General features: G+C 67.0%; 14 protein-coding genes and 2 tRNA genes. 3 read left to right on the forward strand and 13 right to left on the reverse strand.

Translation table 11 applies throughout. The features are described from left to right. Positions 1–59: 59 nt before the first annotated feature. From BCUN_RS11865 to BCUN_RS06040, 7 genes are all read right to left on the reverse strand, one after another. Positions 60–1,052, reverse strand: a complete 993-nt coding sequence (locus tag BCUN_RS11865) for a ribonuclease HII (protein WP_033516257.1) — start codon at positions 1,050–1,052, stop codon at positions 60–62. An 83-nt stretch (positions 1,053–1,135) separates the two neighbouring features. Beyond that, on the reverse strand, positions 1,136–1,813 hold the full coding sequence (gene lepB / locus BCUN_RS06015; RefSeq protein ID WP_081895575.1) for a signal peptidase I: 678 nt from the start codon (positions 1,811–1,813) through the stop codon (positions 1,136–1,138). 172 nt (positions 1,814–1,985) lie between these two features. Next, positions 1,986–2,351 (reverse strand): 50S ribosomal protein L19, encoded by a 366-nt coding sequence (gene rplS, locus BCUN_RS06020; RefSeq protein ID WP_033516258.1) that lies wholly within the window; start codon positions 2,349–2,351, stop codon positions 1,986–1,988. 514 nt (positions 2,352–2,865) lie between these two features. Next, positions 2,866–4,563, reverse strand: a complete 1,698-nt coding sequence (gene pgi / locus BCUN_RS06025; protein WP_033516265.1) for a glucose-6-phosphate isomerase — start codon at positions 4,561–4,563, stop codon at positions 2,866–2,868. A gap of 314 nt (positions 4,564–4,877) precedes the next feature. After that, entirely contained in the window at positions 4,878–6,089 is a 1,212-nt protein-coding gene (locus BCUN_RS06030; protein ID WP_033516266.1) for a mannose-1-phosphate guanylyltransferase, read from the reverse strand. 1 nt (position 6,090) lies between these two features. After that, a tRNA-Leu gene (locus BCUN_RS06035) sits at positions 6,091–6,172 on the reverse strand. Between the two features lie 70 nt (positions 6,173–6,242). Beyond that, positions 6,243–6,318, reverse strand: a tRNA-Thr gene (locus tag BCUN_RS06040). 127 nt (positions 6,319–6,445) lie between these two features. Here BCUN_RS06040 and BCUN_RS06045 point away from each other — a divergent pair. Next, a complete protein-coding gene (locus tag BCUN_RS06045) occupies positions 6,446–7,438 on the forward strand; it encodes an AEC family transporter (RefSeq protein WP_033516267.1) in 993 nt (330 codons plus the stop codon). A 7-nt stretch (positions 7,439–7,445) separates the two neighbouring features. Here BCUN_RS06045 and BCUN_RS06050 read toward each other — a convergent pair whose 3' ends face one another. The 5 genes from BCUN_RS06050 to BCUN_RS06070 all read right to left on the reverse strand — a co-directional run bounded on the left by BCUN_RS06050 (position 7,446) and on the right by BCUN_RS06070 (position 12,399). After that, the gene (locus BCUN_RS06050) at positions 7,446–8,705 is read right to left on the reverse strand and encodes a peptidoglycan bridge formation glycyltransferase FemA/FemB family protein (protein ID WP_033516268.1); all 1,260 of its coding nucleotides are present in this window, start codon (positions 8,703–8,705) and stop codon (positions 7,446–7,448) included. A gap of 122 nt (positions 8,706–8,827) precedes the next feature. Beyond that, entirely contained in the window at positions 8,828–10,096 is a 1,269-nt protein-coding gene (locus BCUN_RS06055) for an aminoacyltransferase (RefSeq protein ID WP_033516274.1), read from the reverse strand. Between the two features lie 20 nt (positions 10,097–10,116). After that, a complete protein-coding gene (gene rdgB, locus BCUN_RS06060; protein WP_033516269.1) occupies positions 10,117–10,776 on the reverse strand; it encodes an RdgB/HAM1 family non-canonical purine NTP pyrophosphatase in 660 nt (219 codons plus the stop codon). 41 nt (positions 10,777–10,817) lie between these two features. Next, positions 10,818–11,585, reverse strand: coding sequence for a ribonuclease PH (gene rph / locus BCUN_RS06065; protein ID WP_033516270.1), 768 nt, complete (start codon positions 11,583–11,585; stop codon positions 10,818–10,820). A 169-nt stretch (positions 11,586–11,754) separates the two neighbouring features. Further along, positions 11,755–12,399: a Pr6Pr family membrane protein gene (locus BCUN_RS06070; protein ID WP_033516271.1), complete on the reverse strand. Its 645-nt coding sequence runs from the start codon at positions 12,397–12,399 to the stop codon at positions 11,755–11,757. A 99-nt stretch (positions 12,400–12,498) separates the two neighbouring features. Here BCUN_RS06070 and BCUN_RS06075 point away from each other — a divergent pair, with 99 nt between their 5' ends. Together BCUN_RS06075 and BCUN_RS06080 are read left to right on the forward strand one after the other, a co-directional pair. Next, positions 12,499–13,860: a nicotinate phosphoribosyltransferase gene (locus BCUN_RS06075; RefSeq protein WP_081895584.1), complete on the forward strand. Its 1,362-nt coding sequence runs from the start codon at positions 12,499–12,501 to the stop codon at positions 13,858–13,860. Positions 13,861–13,967: 107 nt separating this feature from the next. Beyond that, positions 13,968–14,978 carry an aldo/keto reductase gene (locus BCUN_RS06080; protein WP_033516273.1) on the forward strand — a complete coding sequence of 337 codons (1,011 nt, stop codon included), beginning with the start codon at positions 13,968–13,970 and terminating at the stop codon, positions 14,976–14,978. Between the two features lie 270 nt (positions 14,979–15,248). Here BCUN_RS06080 and BCUN_RS06085 read toward each other — a convergent pair whose 3' ends face one another. Beyond that, a complete protein-coding gene (locus tag BCUN_RS06085; protein WP_033518546.1) occupies positions 15,249–15,530 on the reverse strand; it encodes a DUF3039 domain-containing protein in 282 nt (93 codons plus the stop codon). Between the last annotated feature and the right edge of the window lie 91 nt (positions 15,531–15,621).

Raw genomic sequence — 15,621 nt, forward strand, 5'->3', positions numbered from 1 at the left:
TATGTGGATGGTTTCGGCGCGTCGCCCACAGTATCCACACGCAAATTGTGGATAGATCCTCAGGTCAGCTTCCAGGAAATGCGGTGCAGGTCACTCGGCCCGTGGGAGGCAATGGCGTCCCGATGCTCCTTGGAGCCGTAGCCCTTGTTGCGCTGCCATCCGTAGACCGCATATTCCGGGCGTTCACCCAGTTTCTCCATGAGGCGGTCTCGGGTCACCTTCGCCAATACAGCGGCGCAGGCCACGCTGGAGCAGGCGCGGTCGCCCTTCACCTTGGTCACCACGTGGGCCGGCACGGGCACGTCGGGTGCCTCGAAGGTGCCGAGCGCCTTGGTGATGTAGTCGTGAGGACCGTCCAGGATCGCCCCGACGCGGATGCCGGCCCAAGCGTCGGCCCCGGTGTGGACGGAAGGCCCGGCATCGTCCACATTCCCGGTGGATTCCCCGGGAATCCCATCCACGGCCAGCCCGAATTCCGGCTGGATGGCCACGCTGTCCGCATGGAGGCGACGGGACGGTGCGTTACCGCGTCGGGTCCCCGTTCCGCGCCCCGTGCCCTCGGCCGCCGCCGGGTTTTGCTCCTTGGAAGGACCGAGGCGGACAACTCCACCCTTCCGGCCGGCCCCGACCGTGGTCCCACCGTCCGCACCTCCCTGCCGCACATCGCCACCGCCGACGCCGGGTCCCCGCAGCCGCTCCCCCAGCTGTCGCTCCACCTGTTCCAAGGCACGCAGGGCCGCGATGCCCAGGGCGTGGGAGATGCCCCATTCGTCGATTTCCTCGTTGCTTGCCGACCCGATCGCATACCCGTCGCACCAGGCCGCCAGCGCATCGAACATGGCTTCGCGCCGATGCTCGGTCAGCAGCTTGGAATCATTGAGCCCTGCCGGCACATTGCGTTCGGCGCCCTTGAGCGACCCTGCCAGGAAGGCGGCTGCGCCGACCATCACGGGGCCAGCCAGCGAGCCGCGGCCCACCTCGTCGAAACCGACCACCAGGTCGAAGCCGTCCCCGGCCAATGCGTGCTCGAGTTCGAAGTTCGGGGTTTCCATCGTTGGCTCCTTTCCGGTTGCCGCGAGGGCCGACGGCCGCGCATGACGCCCATGGCGCGAAAAAGTCACGAGGGATCGGGAACCTACTGCCCGCTGCTCGTCACGCGGTCGGGTACGTCTGCGAACACCTCGTGGTGCGCACTCAGCCAGCCGATCCGGTTGAGCGGCCAGTAGCGCATGAACGCCACGCCCACCACGTCGCCGATGGGCACGAGGCCGCCGTCCCCGTCGTTGGAATGGTAGCGCGAGTCGGAGGAGTTGGCGCGGTTGTCGCCCATCACGAAGACGTGGTCGGCGGTCACCTCCACCTTGAAGGCGAAGTTGCTGGGCTCCACGCCAGGCTTGAGGTAGGACGACTCGTCAATCGCCACGCCGTTGATGGTCACCGGCGCGCCGTTACCGTCGCACTGCACGATGTCACCGGGCATGCCGATCAGTCGTTTGATGAGGTAGTCGCCGCGCTGGCCGGTCTCGTCGGCCAGCCAGTTGGCGGGGTCCTTGAAGACGACGATGTCGCCGCGCTTGAGCTCGATCGGCCGCGGCGACAGCTTGGTGGTGAGCACGCGGTCGCCGGGCATGATGGTGTTTTCCATCGACCTCGATGGGATGACGTACATGCCGAAGAGCAGCCAGCGCAGCAACAGCACGATGATCACCGGCACGGCGCACCACAGCAGCAGGTCGCGCCAGCTGAGGGTCTCGGGGTTCTTGTCGGCGGCATCGGTGCCCAACTGGCGGGCATGCTCGGCTTGTTTGCGCATTGCGCTCCTGACGTTGGGCGGAACAGTCAACGGTCCTTATTCTAGGACACCGGGACGGCAGTCGGCAGTAAGAGCGCGGTTTCTTCACCAATCGTGGAAGATTCCTTGCCGTAGGCGCAAAAAAACGAGGCTCGGCAGCGGGTGCCGGGCCTCGTTCAGGCATGGGCGACGATCACTTGGCGGTGTTGTCGCGACGCTCGACGATGCGAGCGGCCTTGCCACGCAGGTTGCGCAGGTAGTACAGCTTGGCGCGACGCACCTTGCCGCGACGCACGACCTTGATGGAGTCGATGGACGGGGAGTGCAGCGGGAAGCGACGCTCCACGCCGGTGCCGAAGCTGATCTTGCGCACGACGAAGGTCTCGCGCACGCCGGCACCCTGGCGGGCGATGACCACGCCGGTGAAGGTCTGGATACGGGAGTTGTTGCCTTCCTTGATCTTCACGTTCACGTCGACGGTGTCGCCGGGACGGAAGGCCGGGATCTCCTCGGCAGGCTTCATGTGCTTGGCGTCGAATGCCTCAATAACGTTAACCATGGTGTTCCTCGTTCGCTGCCGCATATCAGCGCTAGGGTTGGGGGCCGACCGGCTGGGCGGGCCTCGTTCTGCTCATGCGCAGGATGCCCAGTGGCGTCCCGCGGGCGTGCCAATCCGCCGGGAGTCAAGCCCGGCTGGACCTGGTGGGGAACGGCGGTATGCGGCCGAACCATCCCCCGGCACAGCAACGCACCATCCTAGTGGAGGGGGTGGCCAGCGGGGCGGGACACTGCCCCGTATCCTAGCTGCCCATTGCCCGCCCGCAATCCGGGCCCCAAGCGGGTGCCCCGAAGGACACATTTTTCCCGACGCCTCAAAATGTGTATGCCTCCAGGCTGCACAAACCCAAATTGTGTCGTCTGGAGACCTACACGATTTCCTGACGCCAAAAAATGTGTCACCCTCCAGCCTGGACCTACCCATGGGCAAGTCCCATGCCCAACATCACGACAGGGGCGCCCGCCGTGAAATCACGGCGGGCGCCCCTGTCAGTCAGCCAGTCAGGCCAGTGGGATCAGAACTCGCGCACCTTGCGGTAGAAGTTGATCAGGCTGCGGGTGGACTCGTCCTGGGCGGCCAGGGCGTCGTCGTCCTGGGAGATCGCCGGGGTGATCTCCTTGGCGAGCTGCTTGCCCAGCTCGACGCCCCACTGGTCATAGGAGTCGAGGCCCCAGACGGTGCCCTCGACGAAGGTGATGTGCTCGTACAGGGCGATGAGCTCGCCGAGCGCGAACGGGTCGAGACGCACGCCCATGATCGAGGTCGTCGGACGGTTGCCGGTGAACACGCGGGCCGGGACGATGTCCTCGGGCGTGCCCTCGGCGCGCACCTCGTCGGCGGTCTTGCCGAAGGCGAGGGCCTTGGTCTGCGCGAAATAGTTGCCCAGGAGCAGCTCGTGCATGTCCTGGTCGCCGTCCTTGAGCGGGTTCGGCGTGTTCGCGAAGGCGATGAAGTCGGCCGGGATCAGCTGGGTGCCCTGGTGGATCAGCTGGTAGAAGGCGTGCTGGCCGTTGGTGCCGGGCTCGCCCCAGAAGATCTCGCCGGTCTCGCAGGTCACCGGGGTGCCGTCCCAGCGCACGGACTTGCCGTTGGACTCCATGGTCAGCTGCTGCAGGTAGGCCGGGAAGCGGTGCAGGTACTGGTCGTACGGCAGCACGGCGTGGGAGGCGACCTTGAAGAAGTTGCGGTACCACACGTTGAGCATGCCCATGAGCACCACGACGTTCTTCTCGAACGGGGTGTTCCTGAAGTACTCGTCGATCTGGTGGAAGCCGTTGAGGAACTCCTCGAAGCGGGCCGGGCCGAACACGATGGCCAGGGTCAGGCCGACGGCGGAGTCGACGGAGTAGCGGCCGCCGACCCAGTCCCAGAAGCCGAAGGCGTTCTTCGGGTCGATGCCGAACTCGGCAACGCGCTCCAAGTTGGTGGAGACGGCGACGAAGTGCTTCTCGACGGCCTCGGACTTGGAGGCGTCGGAGCCGTCGATGGCGCCGGAAGCCTGCAGTTCCTCGAGCAGCCAGGCGCGCGCCTCACGGGCGTTGGTCAGGGTCTCGAGGGTGCCGAAGGTCTTGGAGACGACCACGAACAGAGTGGTCTCCGGGTCGAGGTCGCGGGTCTTCTCGGCGATGTCGTTCGGGTCGATGTTGGACACGTAACGTGCCTTGATGCCGGCGTCGGCGAAGGGCTTGAGCGCCTCGTACGCCATGACGGGGCCCAGGTCGGAGCCGCCGATGCCGATGTTGACGACCGTGTCGATCTCCTTGCCGGTGACGCCCTTCCACTCGCCCTTGCGGACCTGCTCGGCGAAGGCGTACATGCGCTCGAGGGTCTCACGCACGTCCTTGACGGTGTCCTGGCCGTCGACGACATACTTGCCCTCGTCCTCGGCGGGGCGGCGCAGCGCGGTGTGCAGCACGGCGCGGTCCTCGGTGTTGTTGATGTGCACGCCGGTGTACATCTGCTCGGTGCGCTCGGCGAGCTTGACCTCGTCGGCCAGCTGTGCGAAGACCTTGAGCATCTCCGGCTTGATCAGGTTCTTGGACAGGTCGAAGTGCAGGGTGCCAGCGTCGAAGGACAGCTGCTCGACACGATTCTCGTCCTCGGCGAACCACTTCTTGAGGTCCACGCCTTCGGCCTGCATCTGGTCGTACACGCTCTGCAGCTCGGCCCAAGCCTCGGTCTTGGTGGCGTCAACGGGGGGATTGATAGCCATGATTTATGGGGCCTTTCGTCATCCATCTGAAGCCCCGCGCGGTCAGCAACCGTTCGCAAGGCCTCACAAAACCACAACCATACCCACAAAATGCGACACTCAGCCCGTGCGGGCACCGGATGGAGGCCAAGCTCCCCATTGCGGTAGGTCTCCCTTGAGATTTTGTTCGAAAAATGAACAATTTCTGAAGCGGAAGCAACCACAAAGGACCGCAACGCCCCCATATGCCCCCTACGACATCACGCCCGCACCAAAGCCCAGTCAGGGTGCGGCCCAACGCCCCCACCGAGCCCTGCAGCACCCCACAGCACCCCCTACAGCAGCTCCTCCCTCCCCGACTGCTCCAGATGCCTCACCATCGCCTTGACTTCCTGGCTGCGTGCGCGCGGGGCGATCAGCAATGCGTCGGGAGTGTCGACGACCACCATGTCGTTCACGCCGAGCAAGGCGATCGTGCGGCTGCCCGACGGCACCACCACGTCGCCGGCGGAGTCGAGCATCTCCACGTCGTCGACCGACCCCAGCACCTTGATGTTGCGCTCGTTGACGCTCGGCAGCAGCGCGGCCACCGAGTTGAAGTCGCCGATGTCGTCCCAGCCGAAGTCGCCGGGTACCATCGCCACGCCGCCCGCCACGGACAGCGGTTCGGCCACGGCATAGTCGAAGGCGATCTTCTCCATCGACGGCCACCAGCGGCCCATCGCCTCGTCCTGCCGTTCGCGGAAGTCGGCACGGTCGACGGTCTCGCGCGGGTTCTCGCCGCGCTCCACGGCCGCGGCGACGGCGGCGTCATGGGCGCGGTCGTCGTCGCAGATCGCCTCGGCGATGGCGTCGATCGCGTGCGCCAGCTGCGGCTTGGCGGCGCGCAGGTGGTCGAGCAGCGTGTCCGCGCGCATCACGAACATGCCGGCGTTCCAGCGGTATTCGCCGGTGGACAGGTACGCCTGCGCGGTGACCGCGTTCGGTTTCTCGACGAAGCGTTCGACCAGCACCGCGCTGGGGGCGTCGGGCACCTGTTCCGCCAGTGACGTGCCCTCGTGGATGTAGCCGAAGGCGGTGGACGGGCGGGACGCGGCGATGCCGATGGTCGTGACGTACCCGGCGCGCGCCGTGGCGACCGCCTGGCGCACTGCCTCGATGAAGGCGACCTTGCCGCGGATCACGTGGTCGGCGGCGAAGGAGCCGACGATGATGTCGCCGCCGTGTCGGCGCGCGAGCACGGCCGTGGCGAGCGCGATCGCGGCCGTCGAGTCGCGCGGCGACGGTTCGGCGAAGATATGTCCGGAGTCGACTTCGGGCAGTTGTTCGCGCACGGCGGCGACGTGCCGTTCGCCGGTGGAGATGCACACGTGGTCGACGCCGGCGATGGTCGCCAGCCGGTCGAAGGTCGATTGGATGAGCGTGCGCCCCTGGCCGAGCAGGTCGTAGAGGAATTTCGGCTTGTCCTCGCGGGACAGCGGCCACAGGCGCGTGCCGGTGCCGCCGGCGGGGATGATGGCGTAGAAGTCGTCGAAACCGTTCGTCATGTGCGCGAGATGGGACTTGAACCCACACGACTTTCGTCACAGGAACCTAAATCCTGCGCGGCTACCGATTACGCCACTCGCGCGCACCCCGTGGTCTTCCCCGCCGGTTTGGTACGCGGAAAACAAAACCCTAGGCGAGCGCCTAGGGTGGGATGGAGCCACTTGACAGAATCGAACTGTCGACCTGCTCATTACGAGTGAGCCGCTCTACCGACTGAGCTAAAGTGGCATGTGCACTGCCGCACAAAAAGATGAGTATACGCGATGGCCAACTGTTGCGCAATACCCGCGTGTCGGCAGCGGCACACGACCGACACCACACCGGCCGCCGCCACTCCTCACTACACTATGGCCATATGCTCCAACCCATCGCCCTGCTGTGCATCATCCTTGCCGGTTACCTGTTCAAGCGGCGCGGCCTGTTCGGCCAGCGCGACTACCGCGTCCTGCAGGTGGCGCTCTTCGACCTGGTGCTGCCCGGGGCGATCGTCTACTCCTTCGCCAGGAACCCGCACGACATCTCCCTGCTGTGGCTGTCCGCCTTCGGCTTCATCGTGGCGTTCATCCCCGTGGCGACGATCTTCCTGAGCACCCGACGTACGCCGGTGGCGCAACGCGCGTTCCTCATGCTCAACGGCTCCGGGCTGAACATCGGCTGTTTCTGCTTCCCGGTGGTGCAGGTGTTCCTGGGCACGCAGGCGGTCGTGCCGGCGGCGATGTTCGACATCGGCAACTGCATCATGGTGGCCGCCGGCACGAACGTGATGACGCAGACCCTCCTGCACATCGAACCAGGCAAGCCGCTGACGCGCAGCGACTCGCCGACCATGTCGTTCACGCCGCCCACCGACCGCGACGCGCGCCGGCTGCACCGCCGCGCGCTGCGGCGTACCGTGCTGCGCGGCTTCGTCGGCTCGGTGCCCTTCGACACCTACGTGGTGATGATCGCGCTGACGGCTGCGGGCATCTCGCTGCCCGGCTGGCTGACCGACCTGTTCGCGCCCTTCGCCAATGCGAACGCGCTCGTCTCGATGCTCATGGTGGGCATGCTCATGGACCTGCCCGAAAGCCGCGCGGACGTAGTCGCCGTCCTGCGCGTGCTGGCGTGGCGACTGCCCTTCGCGCTCCTGTTCGCCTGGTGCGCGTGGACGCTGCTGCCTTTCGACGCGACGGTGCGCGAGGCAACGATGATGTGCTGCCTGGCACCCATCGCCGTCTTCTCCACGCTGTTCACCGACGAGGTGCTCGGCAACGCGAGACTCGCCGGCTTTTCGCTCTCGGTGACCGCGGTCATCAGCCTGGGGCTGATGACCGGCGCCCACCAGCTCATCGCCGCCGGCGTACTGTGACCCGCCGCTAGCGGCGCACCGACTCCAGCGCCTTCCTGACCATGAAGCGGAACTTGCCGACGGGGATCGTGAACTCGCCGGGCAGCTCCTCGACCCGGCCGTTGAAGCCCTGCTTGAACTCCAGTACGCCGCGGCCCTCGCTGTCCGGGTCGTCGAAGACGCCGTCGATGCCATAGAAGTTGTAGCGCGGCACGCCACGGCGCACGCAGTAGCGCAGCATCGCCTCGTGCTGGATGAGCGCGGAGGCGTAGAAAGGCTTGAATTCCTCCTCGCTGCCGGAGAACAGGTAGACCGTCTCCTGCGGGGTGTCCACGAACAGCGAACAGGCGGCGGGCAGCAGGTCGCCGCGTTCGCGCAGGGCGCGGGCGCTCGCCAGCCGCTTGTTCGCCGCCGCCAGGTTGCTGCTTTCCTCGTTGAGCCGACGGCGCAGCTTCGTCGTCTCGCGCCGGGCGATCTTCGCCGTGAGTCCGTCGACGAGCTGCTGCAGTTCCGCGCTGCGCCGCTCCATCTGCTCCAGGTAGGCGGCGGTGTCGATGGAGGCGATGAGGAAGTGCGCGTCGTCGCCGAAGGCGTGCGCGAAATCGTGGAAGTACTGCTCGCCGCGGAAGGCGAAATTGCGCCGGTTGGCGGTGTCCTGTTCGATGCGGGCGAAGGTGCCCAGCTCGTCCTCGCCGACCTCGCGCACGATGACGCCGCTGGAGCGGGCCCGCTTGACGCTCCACTGGGTGCGCTTGGAGTAGGACGCGAGGAGCGACTCCTCGTCCTCGATGCCGTCGAGGTCCTTGACGTAGACCCAGCGGTTGATGACGGTGCCATAGCCGGTGTCGAAGCCGTGGTGTTGCCACCCGGCCGCGCCGAAGGCCCGCATGAGTGCGGCGTCCGGGGCGCCGTCCGCGGAACCGTCGGAGCGGTGGGAGCGGTAGGGGTGCACGGGCCATGCGTTGACGTCGACCGCATGGTGGTGCCGTGCGTCCGAGACGATCGCCTCGGTCAGGGCGCGCACCGTGGCGGCGTCGTCCATGTCGCCCAGGGGGCCGGCCCAGATGGAGCCTTCGTCGCCCAGCCGCGAATGGGTGTAAACGACCATCGCGCCCGTCACGGGCGTCCCGGCACCGTCCACGATCCCCACGAAGGAAGTGTCCATGCCGTGGGCGTGCGCCAGGTCGCGCATGTGCAGGGTCTGCTGGAAATTGCCGTCGGCGGCGCGGGCCGCCAGGTCGCTGAATTCGGAATCGGTCAGCGCACGCGGCGCCAATGCTGTAGTCATGTCCTTGCTTCCTGGGGAGAGGGCTCGGTGAACCCTCGCGGAGGGCCCTCGCGCCGGAACACGGAGGCGCGCCCGAAGGCACGCGTGCGACACCACGCGACGGGCCCGTTTGGGAAGCAATGCTAGCGTCGTACCCTGTCGACTACGCCGTGAGCCAACTGAAGCAGACGATAACGCCCGGGGCGAAGTACGCGGATGAACTCGCCGGGCAGTTCCTCGACCCGGCCGTTGAAGCCCTGCTTGAACTCCAGCACGCCGCGGCCCTCGCTGTCCGGGTCGTCGAAGACGCCGTCGATGCCATAGAAGTTGTAGCGCGGCACGCCACGCTCCACGCAGTAGCGCAGCATCGCCTCGTACTGGATGAGCGCGGAGGCGTAGTACGGCTTGTACTCCTCCACGCTGCCGGAGAACAGGTAGACGGTCTCCTGCGGCACGGTCACGAACATCGACGCCGCCACCGGGATGATGTCGCCCTTCGCCGCCAGCGCACGCGCCTCGTCGAGCCGCTTGTGCGCGGCCTTGAGGTTGCTGCTTTCCTCCGCCAGCTGACGGCGCAGCTTGGTGGTGTCGTGCCGCTCGATCTTCGCCGTGAGCGTGTCCACCTTGGCCTGCTGGCCGGCGACCTTGCGTTCCATGGCGTCCACGCCCCGCGCGGTGTCGATCTGCGCCACGAGGAAATGCGCGTCGTCGCCGAAGGCCTGTGCGAAGCGCCGGAAGTACTCCTCGCCGCGGTAGGCGAAATGGCGGCGCTCGGCGGTGTCCTGTTCGATGCGGGCGAAGGTGTCGAGCTCGTCGAGGCCGATGCTGCGCACTTCGACGCCCATGGACTTCGCGCGCTTGACGCTCCACTGGGTGCGTTTGCTGAAGGACTTGAGCAGCTGCGTGCCGTCTGCGATGCCGTCGAGGTCCTTGACGAACCGCCAGCGCGGCACCGCGGTGTAGCCGCGCGTGAAGCCCTGGTGTTCCATGCGTGCGGCCGCCAGGTTGTCCATCATCGCCTGGTCGGGGTCGCCGTCCGTGGCCTCGCCGTCGCCGTCGCGCAGCCGGTAGGGCTGTTCGGGGGTGACGTCGAGGTGCACGGCGCCGCGCTGCTTCCGGGCGAAGGCGGCGAGCGCGTCCATCAGGTAGACGGTCAGCTCGCGGTCGTCAAGGTCGCATAACGGCCCGTCGTAGACGGCGCTGAAGGCGGAGACGGCGGACTTGACGGTGCACAGGAGCGCGGCGGCGACGAGCCGGCCGCGCTCGCGCACGCCGATGTAGTCGACCTGGGTGCCGTCGCCGGCGCGCAGGTCGCCCATCATGGTCGTCTGCTGGAAGTTACCGTGGGGTGCCCGGGCTGCGAAGGCCGCGAATTCCTCGGCGGTCAGGAGGGTGCAGGAGAACTGTCGCATGCGTGCCGATGTCCGTTCGCTCACAGGATCGCCTCGACGGCGGGCATGAGCGCGCGCAGCGCCTTGCCGCGGTGGGAGATGGCGTTCTTCTCTTCGGGCGTCATTTCGGCCGAGGTGAGCAGTTCGCCGTCGGCTTGCGCGCGTTCGGGCTGGTCGTCGGGCATGAAGATCGGGTCGTAGCCGAAGCCGTTGGCGCCGTGGGGCGCGTGCACGATCTGGCCAGCCATTTCGCCGACGGCGACGGTTTCGTGGAATTCGCCGAGGCCGTCGCCGTCGTCGGTGACGGGCACGACGAGCGCGGCGGCGCAGCGGAAGCGTGCGGTGCGCGCGTCGTCGGGGATGTCGGCGATCTGGGCGAGCAGGAGGCGGTTGTTGGCGGCGTCGTCGCCGTGGGTGCCGCTCCAGCGGGCGGAGAGGATGCCGGGCGCGTTGCCCATGACGTCGACGATGAGGCCGGAGTCGTCGGCGATGGCGGGCAGGTCGGTCTGCGCGGCGACGAAACGCGCCTTGAGCAGCGCGTTGTCCTGGAAGGTGGTGCCGTCCTCGACGGGGTCGGGCAGGCCGAGCTGGCCGGCGGACACCAGTTCGATGCCCTCGGCGCGGCCGCCGAGCTGTTCGGCGAGGATGTTGCGGATTTCGGTGAGTTTGCCTTCGTTGTGGGTGGCGACGACGATCTTCATGCGTGCTCCTTGTGTGGGGTCGGTGACGTGCGGCGGGCGGGTCAGCTGGCGGCGCCGGCGAGCGCGGTGCGCTGGATGGCCTGGAGTTCCCTGTTGCCCTTGGTCGCCAGGTCGAGCAGCACGTTGAGTTCGTCGCGGGAGAAGGGGCGATGTTCGGCGGTACCCTGGATCTCGATGAACTCGCCGGAGCCGGTCATGGCGACGTTCATGTCGGTCATGGCCTGGCTGTCCTCGATGTACGGCAGGTCGAGCATGGGGTGGCCGTTGATGATGCCGACGGAGACGGCGGAGACGCTGTCCTTGAGCACGCGTTCGGCGCTGCGGATCCTGCGCTGCTTCTCGGCCCAGCGCAACGCCTCGACGAGGGCGACGTAGGCGCCGGTGATGGAGGCGGTGCGGGTGCCGCCGTCGGCCTGGAGCACGTCGCAGTCGAGCTGGATCTGGTTCTCGCCCAGCGCCTTCATGTCGACCACGCCGCGCAGGCAGCGGCCGATGAGGCGGCTGATCTCGTGGGTGCGGCCGCCGACCTTGCCGCGGACGGATTCGCGGTCGGTGCGTTCGGCGGTGGCGCGCGGCAGCATGGAGTATTCGGCGGTGACCCATCCCAGGCCGCTGTCCTTGCGCCAGCGCGGCACGCCCGGAGTGAAGGTGGCGGTGCACATGACGCGCGTGTTGCCGCATTCGATGAGCACGGAGCCTTCGGGGATGTCGGTGAAGCTGCGCGTGATCTTCACGGGGCGCAGTTCGTCCACGGCACGCCCGTCGGGGCGGATGACGGTCTTCTCGGTCAGCAGATCCTTGATTTCCACGGTTCTTCCTTAGCTTCGTTCCGTTCGCTACCCATAGATAGTAGGCGCACAGGCCGCCCTTCCGCCCTCAGCGCGCCAAGCGGGGAGCGGAAGGGTGCAACAGCGGCCCACGGAAAGGCGGGAAAGGCGAGATTGGCTTCGGAGAGTCGTTTTCGCCGGAAAACGGCCCTCAGGCGGCGCCCAGCACGGGCCGTTCGGGCATCGCACGGTCCAGGAGGCACAACACCGCCCCCAGGGCGAGGGTGGCGGCCGCCACCTTGAGGCAGGACACCCCGAACTGGGACCATCCCAGCAGCGTGGGGTCGAGGAAGGCCATCGGGTAGGAGCTGCCGCCCATGCCGGGGCCCGCATGCGGCATCCACGTGCCGCGGACGAGCAGGAATCCCACGTAGGCAGCCGGGTAGATGAGCCAGACGAGCACGTCCAGGGCCTTGAGGCGGTGGTGCGGGTCGAAGAGCAGGAAGTCAAGAATCACCATGCCCGGCACCACCCAGTGCATGAGCGCCGGCACGCCCAGTCCCACCAGGCGCATGACCGGCACGGACGCCACGTCCAGCGGCGCCGAGGGGATCACGGTCAGGGAGCCGACCACGAGCAGCAGCGCGTAGACGGTCACGCCGCCCTTGAGCCACGCCGGCGGCTGCTGGCCATGGATGAGGCTCGCCGCCGAGGACCACAGCATCACGAAGACGATGAGCACGGTGCACTGCACGTTCACGTACGTCCACACATGGGGCAGTCCCCACACCGTCTTCAATGCCCAGATGCCGAGCGCGGCCGTCAGCAGCCGCCAGATTCCCGCAACAAAACGCATGGCACCAGCATACCGGGTGGCGGGGTGCCTCCGCCATGCCACGCCCGGGCGCAATGGCCCACGGACCGACTACGCTTGGACGAAACACGCGACATGCCCATGCCCGCCGCATCCCAACGAAGGAGACAGACCGTGCTCGACTACAACGCGCCGCTGATGACCGACATGTACGAATACACGATGCTCGACGCCACCCTGCAGGACGGCACCGCGAACCGCGACTGCGTCTTCGAGGTCTTCACCCGCCACCTGCCCCAGAACCGGCGCTACGGCGTGCTCGCCGGCACCGGCCGCCTCCTCGAGGCGCTCAAGGACTTCCATTTCGCCGAGGACGACCTGCGCTTCCTGGCGGACCGCCACATCGTGAACAAGTCCACCATCGACTACCTCGAGCGTTTCGAGTTCACGGGCACGATCCGCGGCTACCGCGAGGGCGAGGTCTACTTCCCCGACTCCCCCGTCCTGCAGGTCGAGGGCAAGTTCGGCGAGTGCACGCTCCTGGAAACGCTCATCCTGTCCATCCTCAACTACGACTCCGCGGTCGCCGCCGCCGCCAGCCGCATGACCAGCGCCGCCAAGGGCCGCCCCTGCATGGACATGGGCGGCCGGCGCACCAACGAGTGGGCGGCCGTGGCGGCGGCGCGCGCCTCCATCGTCGGCGGCTTCCGCGGCACCGCGAACCTGCTGGCGGCGAAACTCTACGACCTGCTGGCCATCGGCACCGCCGCGCACGCCTTCACGCTCGTGCACGACTCGGAGCGCGCCGCCTTCGAGTCGCAGATCGCCGCGCTCGGCCGCAACACCACGCTGCTGGTCGACACCTACGACATCGAGCAGGCGGTCAAGCTGGCCGTGGAAGTCGCCGGCCCGGAGCTCGGCGGCGTGCGCATCGACTCCGGCGACCTGGCGTCGCTGGCGCAGCGCGTGCGCAACCAGTTGGACGCGCTGGGCGCCACGAACACGAAGATCACCGTGACCAACGATCTCGACGAGTACGCGATCGCGTCCCTGCAGACCGCGCCCGTCGACTCCTACGGCGTGGGCACGCAGCTGGTCACCGGCTCGGGCTCGCCTACCTGCTCGATGGTGTACAAGCTGGTGGAGCGCACCGGCGACGATGGGCGGATGCAGCCGGTGGCGAAGAAGTCGAAGGACAAGGCGACGGTGCCCGGCCGCAAGCTGGCGTACCGCTCCTACGAGTATTCGCTGGCCGAATGCGAGCACGTGGTCTCCGGCCCCGTCGCCGAGCTGGACTGCTTCGAACCCGGCGACGGCTGGCGCAACCTGCTCGTCGACTTCGTGGACCATGGGCAGATCGACGACGCCTACACCGGCCATGACGCCATCATGGACGCGCAGAAGCACCATGCGGAGGCGCTTGCGGAGCTGCCGATCACCGCGCAGTCGCTCATGAAGGGCGACCCGGTGATCCCCACGCAGATGGTGACGCTGCCTTGGTAGCCCACGCCTACGTCACCTTCCTGACCGCACCGAACGGTATGCTGGAAGCGCCTTTGTGCAACGATGCAAACCTTGATATCACTTACGACCAAACCCAAAGGAACCCCATGATCGAAATCCCCGGAATCTACGTGGCCGACCCGAAGCGCTACGAGCGCATGCAGTACGCGCGCAGCGGCGACAGCGGCCTGCAGCTGCCCCGCATCTCCCTGGGCCTGTGGCACAACTTCGGTGACCTCAACACCTACGATTCGATGAAGGCGACCGTCACCTGCGCCTTCGACCACGGCATCACCCAGTTCGACCTGGCGAACAACTACGGCCCGAAGGCCGGCAGCGCCGAACGCAACTTCGGCCGCATGATGCGCGAGTTCCTCACCCCCTACCGTGACGAGATCATCGTCACCACGAAGGCCGGCTACGACATGTGGCCCGGCCCGTACGGCATCGGCGGCAGCCGCAAGTACCTGCTGGCCAGCCTCGACCAGTCGCTCGAACGCATGGGCCTGGAGTACGTGGACATCTTCTACCACCACTGCATGGACCCGAACACGCCGCTCGAGGAGTCGATGGGCGCGCTCGAGCAGGCCGTGCGCTCCGGCCGCGCCCTCTACGCTGGCCTGTCCAACTACGACGGCCCGACGCTGGAACGCGCCACCGCGATCCTCGACGAGCTGCACGTGCCCTTCATCATCAACCAGAACTGCTACAACATCTTCGACCGCACCGTAGAGCGCAACGGCCTCAAGGACATGGCCAAGAAGCTGGGCAAGGGCCTGATCACCTTCTCCCCGCTCGCCCAGGGCCTGCTCACCAACCGGTACCTCAACGGCGTGCCCGCAGACAGCCGCATCGCCCACGACAACCGCTTCCTCAACGAGAACGCGCTCACCGAGGACCGCCTGCAGCAGATTCGCGACCTCAACGACCTCGCGCAGCAGCGCGGCCAGACCCTCGCCGAGATGTCGCTCGCGTGGCTGCTGCACGACGACGCCGTCACCTCCGTGCTCGTCGGCGCCTCGCGCCCCCAGCAGATCCTCGACGACATCGCCGCCATGGAGAACACCGGGTTCAGCGCCGAGGAGCTCGCCAGGATCGACGAGATCGCGTTGCGCTGACGCGGGCCCCGCCTCGTGCCTTCCGCCGCCCCAGCGCCCTCCTGGATTAAAGCGGGCACCGGGTTGAACGCCTTTCCAGTGTTAAAGCGGGCACCGGGACGGGGGCGTTTCCTGGATTAAAGCGGGCACCCGGTTGAAGAACTCTCGGTTCTTCAACCGGGTGCCCGCTTTAATCCAGGAAACGCCCCCGTCCCGGTGCCCGCTTTAACACTGGAAAGCAACAAAAAGCAATAAAGCGACGCGAATCGGCAACGCACAGGCGCCCGGGACCTAGAACATGGCGCCCGAATACTCCTCGTAGATCTTCTTGCACTCCGGACACACCGGGTAGTCCTTCGGGTTGCGGCGCGGCACCCACACCTTGCCGCACAGGGCCACCACCGGGCGGCCCGTCAGGCGCGACTCCTCGATGCGCTCGCGCGAGACGTAATGCGCGAAACGGTCGGCGTCGCCGCCGTCGTCACGCTTCGCCTGCGTGTCCTCCTGCGGTCGTTCCAGGACCGAGGTGCCCGTCGAGAAATCCGGCTCGGTGCTTGTCTCGAAATCGTCCATGATGTCCTCCCCGTCAGAAGTGTGCTGCCGTTCGCTCCATAATATTAGTCGCAGGGCCATCGCACAATCCGCTGGCTGCGCGATTCGCCGT

Origin of the sequence: Bifidobacterium cuniculi, assembly GCF_000741575.1 — a bacterium.
In the GTDB taxonomy this organism is placed as follows: domain Bacteria; phylum Actinomycetota; class Actinomycetes; order Actinomycetales; family Bifidobacteriaceae; genus Bifidobacterium; species Bifidobacterium cuniculi.

Excerpts from the sequence above, each read along its gene's own strand:
- BCUN_RS11865 (WP_033516257.1), bottom strand. The coding sequence starts at position 1,052 with ATGGAAACCCCGAACTTCGAACTCGAGCACGCATTGGCCGGGGACGGC.
- lepB (WP_081895575.1), bottom strand. The coding sequence starts at position 1,813 with ATGCGCAAACAAGCCGAGCATGCCCGCCAGTTGGGCACCGATGCCGCC.
- rplS (WP_033516258.1), bottom strand. The coding sequence starts at position 2,351 with ATGGTTAACGTTATTGAGGCATTCGACGCCAAGCACATGAAGCCTGCC.
- pgi (WP_033516265.1), bottom strand. The coding sequence starts at position 4,563 with ATGGCTATCAATCCCCCCGTTGACGCCACCAAGACCGAGGCTTGGGCC.
- BCUN_RS06030 (WP_033516266.1), bottom strand. The coding sequence starts at position 6,089 with ATGACGAACGGTTTCGACGACTTCTACGCCATCATCCCCGCCGGCGGC.
- BCUN_RS06045 (WP_033516267.1), top strand. The coding sequence starts at position 6,446 with ATGCTCCAACCCATCGCCCTGCTGTGCATCATCCTTGCCGGTTACCTG.
- BCUN_RS06050 (WP_033516268.1), bottom strand. The coding sequence starts at position 8,705 with ATGACTACAGCATTGGCGCCGCGTGCGCTGACCGATTCCGAATTCAGC.
- BCUN_RS06055 (WP_033516274.1), bottom strand. The coding sequence starts at position 10,096 with ATGCGACAGTTCTCCTGCACCCTCCTGACCGCCGAGGAATTCGCGGCC.
- rdgB (WP_033516269.1), bottom strand. The coding sequence starts at position 10,776 with ATGAAGATCGTCGTCGCCACCCACAACGAAGGCAAACTCACCGAAATC.
- BCUN_RS06070 (WP_033516271.1), bottom strand. The coding sequence starts at position 12,399 with ATGCGTTTTGTTGCGGGAATCTGGCGGCTGCTGACGGCCGCGCTCGGC.
- BCUN_RS06075 (WP_081895584.1), top strand. The coding sequence starts at position 12,499 with ATGCCCGCCGCATCCCAACGAAGGAGACAGACCGTGCTCGACTACAAC.
- BCUN_RS06080 (WP_033516273.1), top strand. The coding sequence starts at position 13,968 with ATGATCGAAATCCCCGGAATCTACGTGGCCGACCCGAAGCGCTACGAG.
- BCUN_RS06085 (WP_033518546.1), bottom strand. The coding sequence starts at position 15,530 with ATGGACGATTTCGAGACAAGCACCGAGCCGGATTTCTCGACGGGCACC.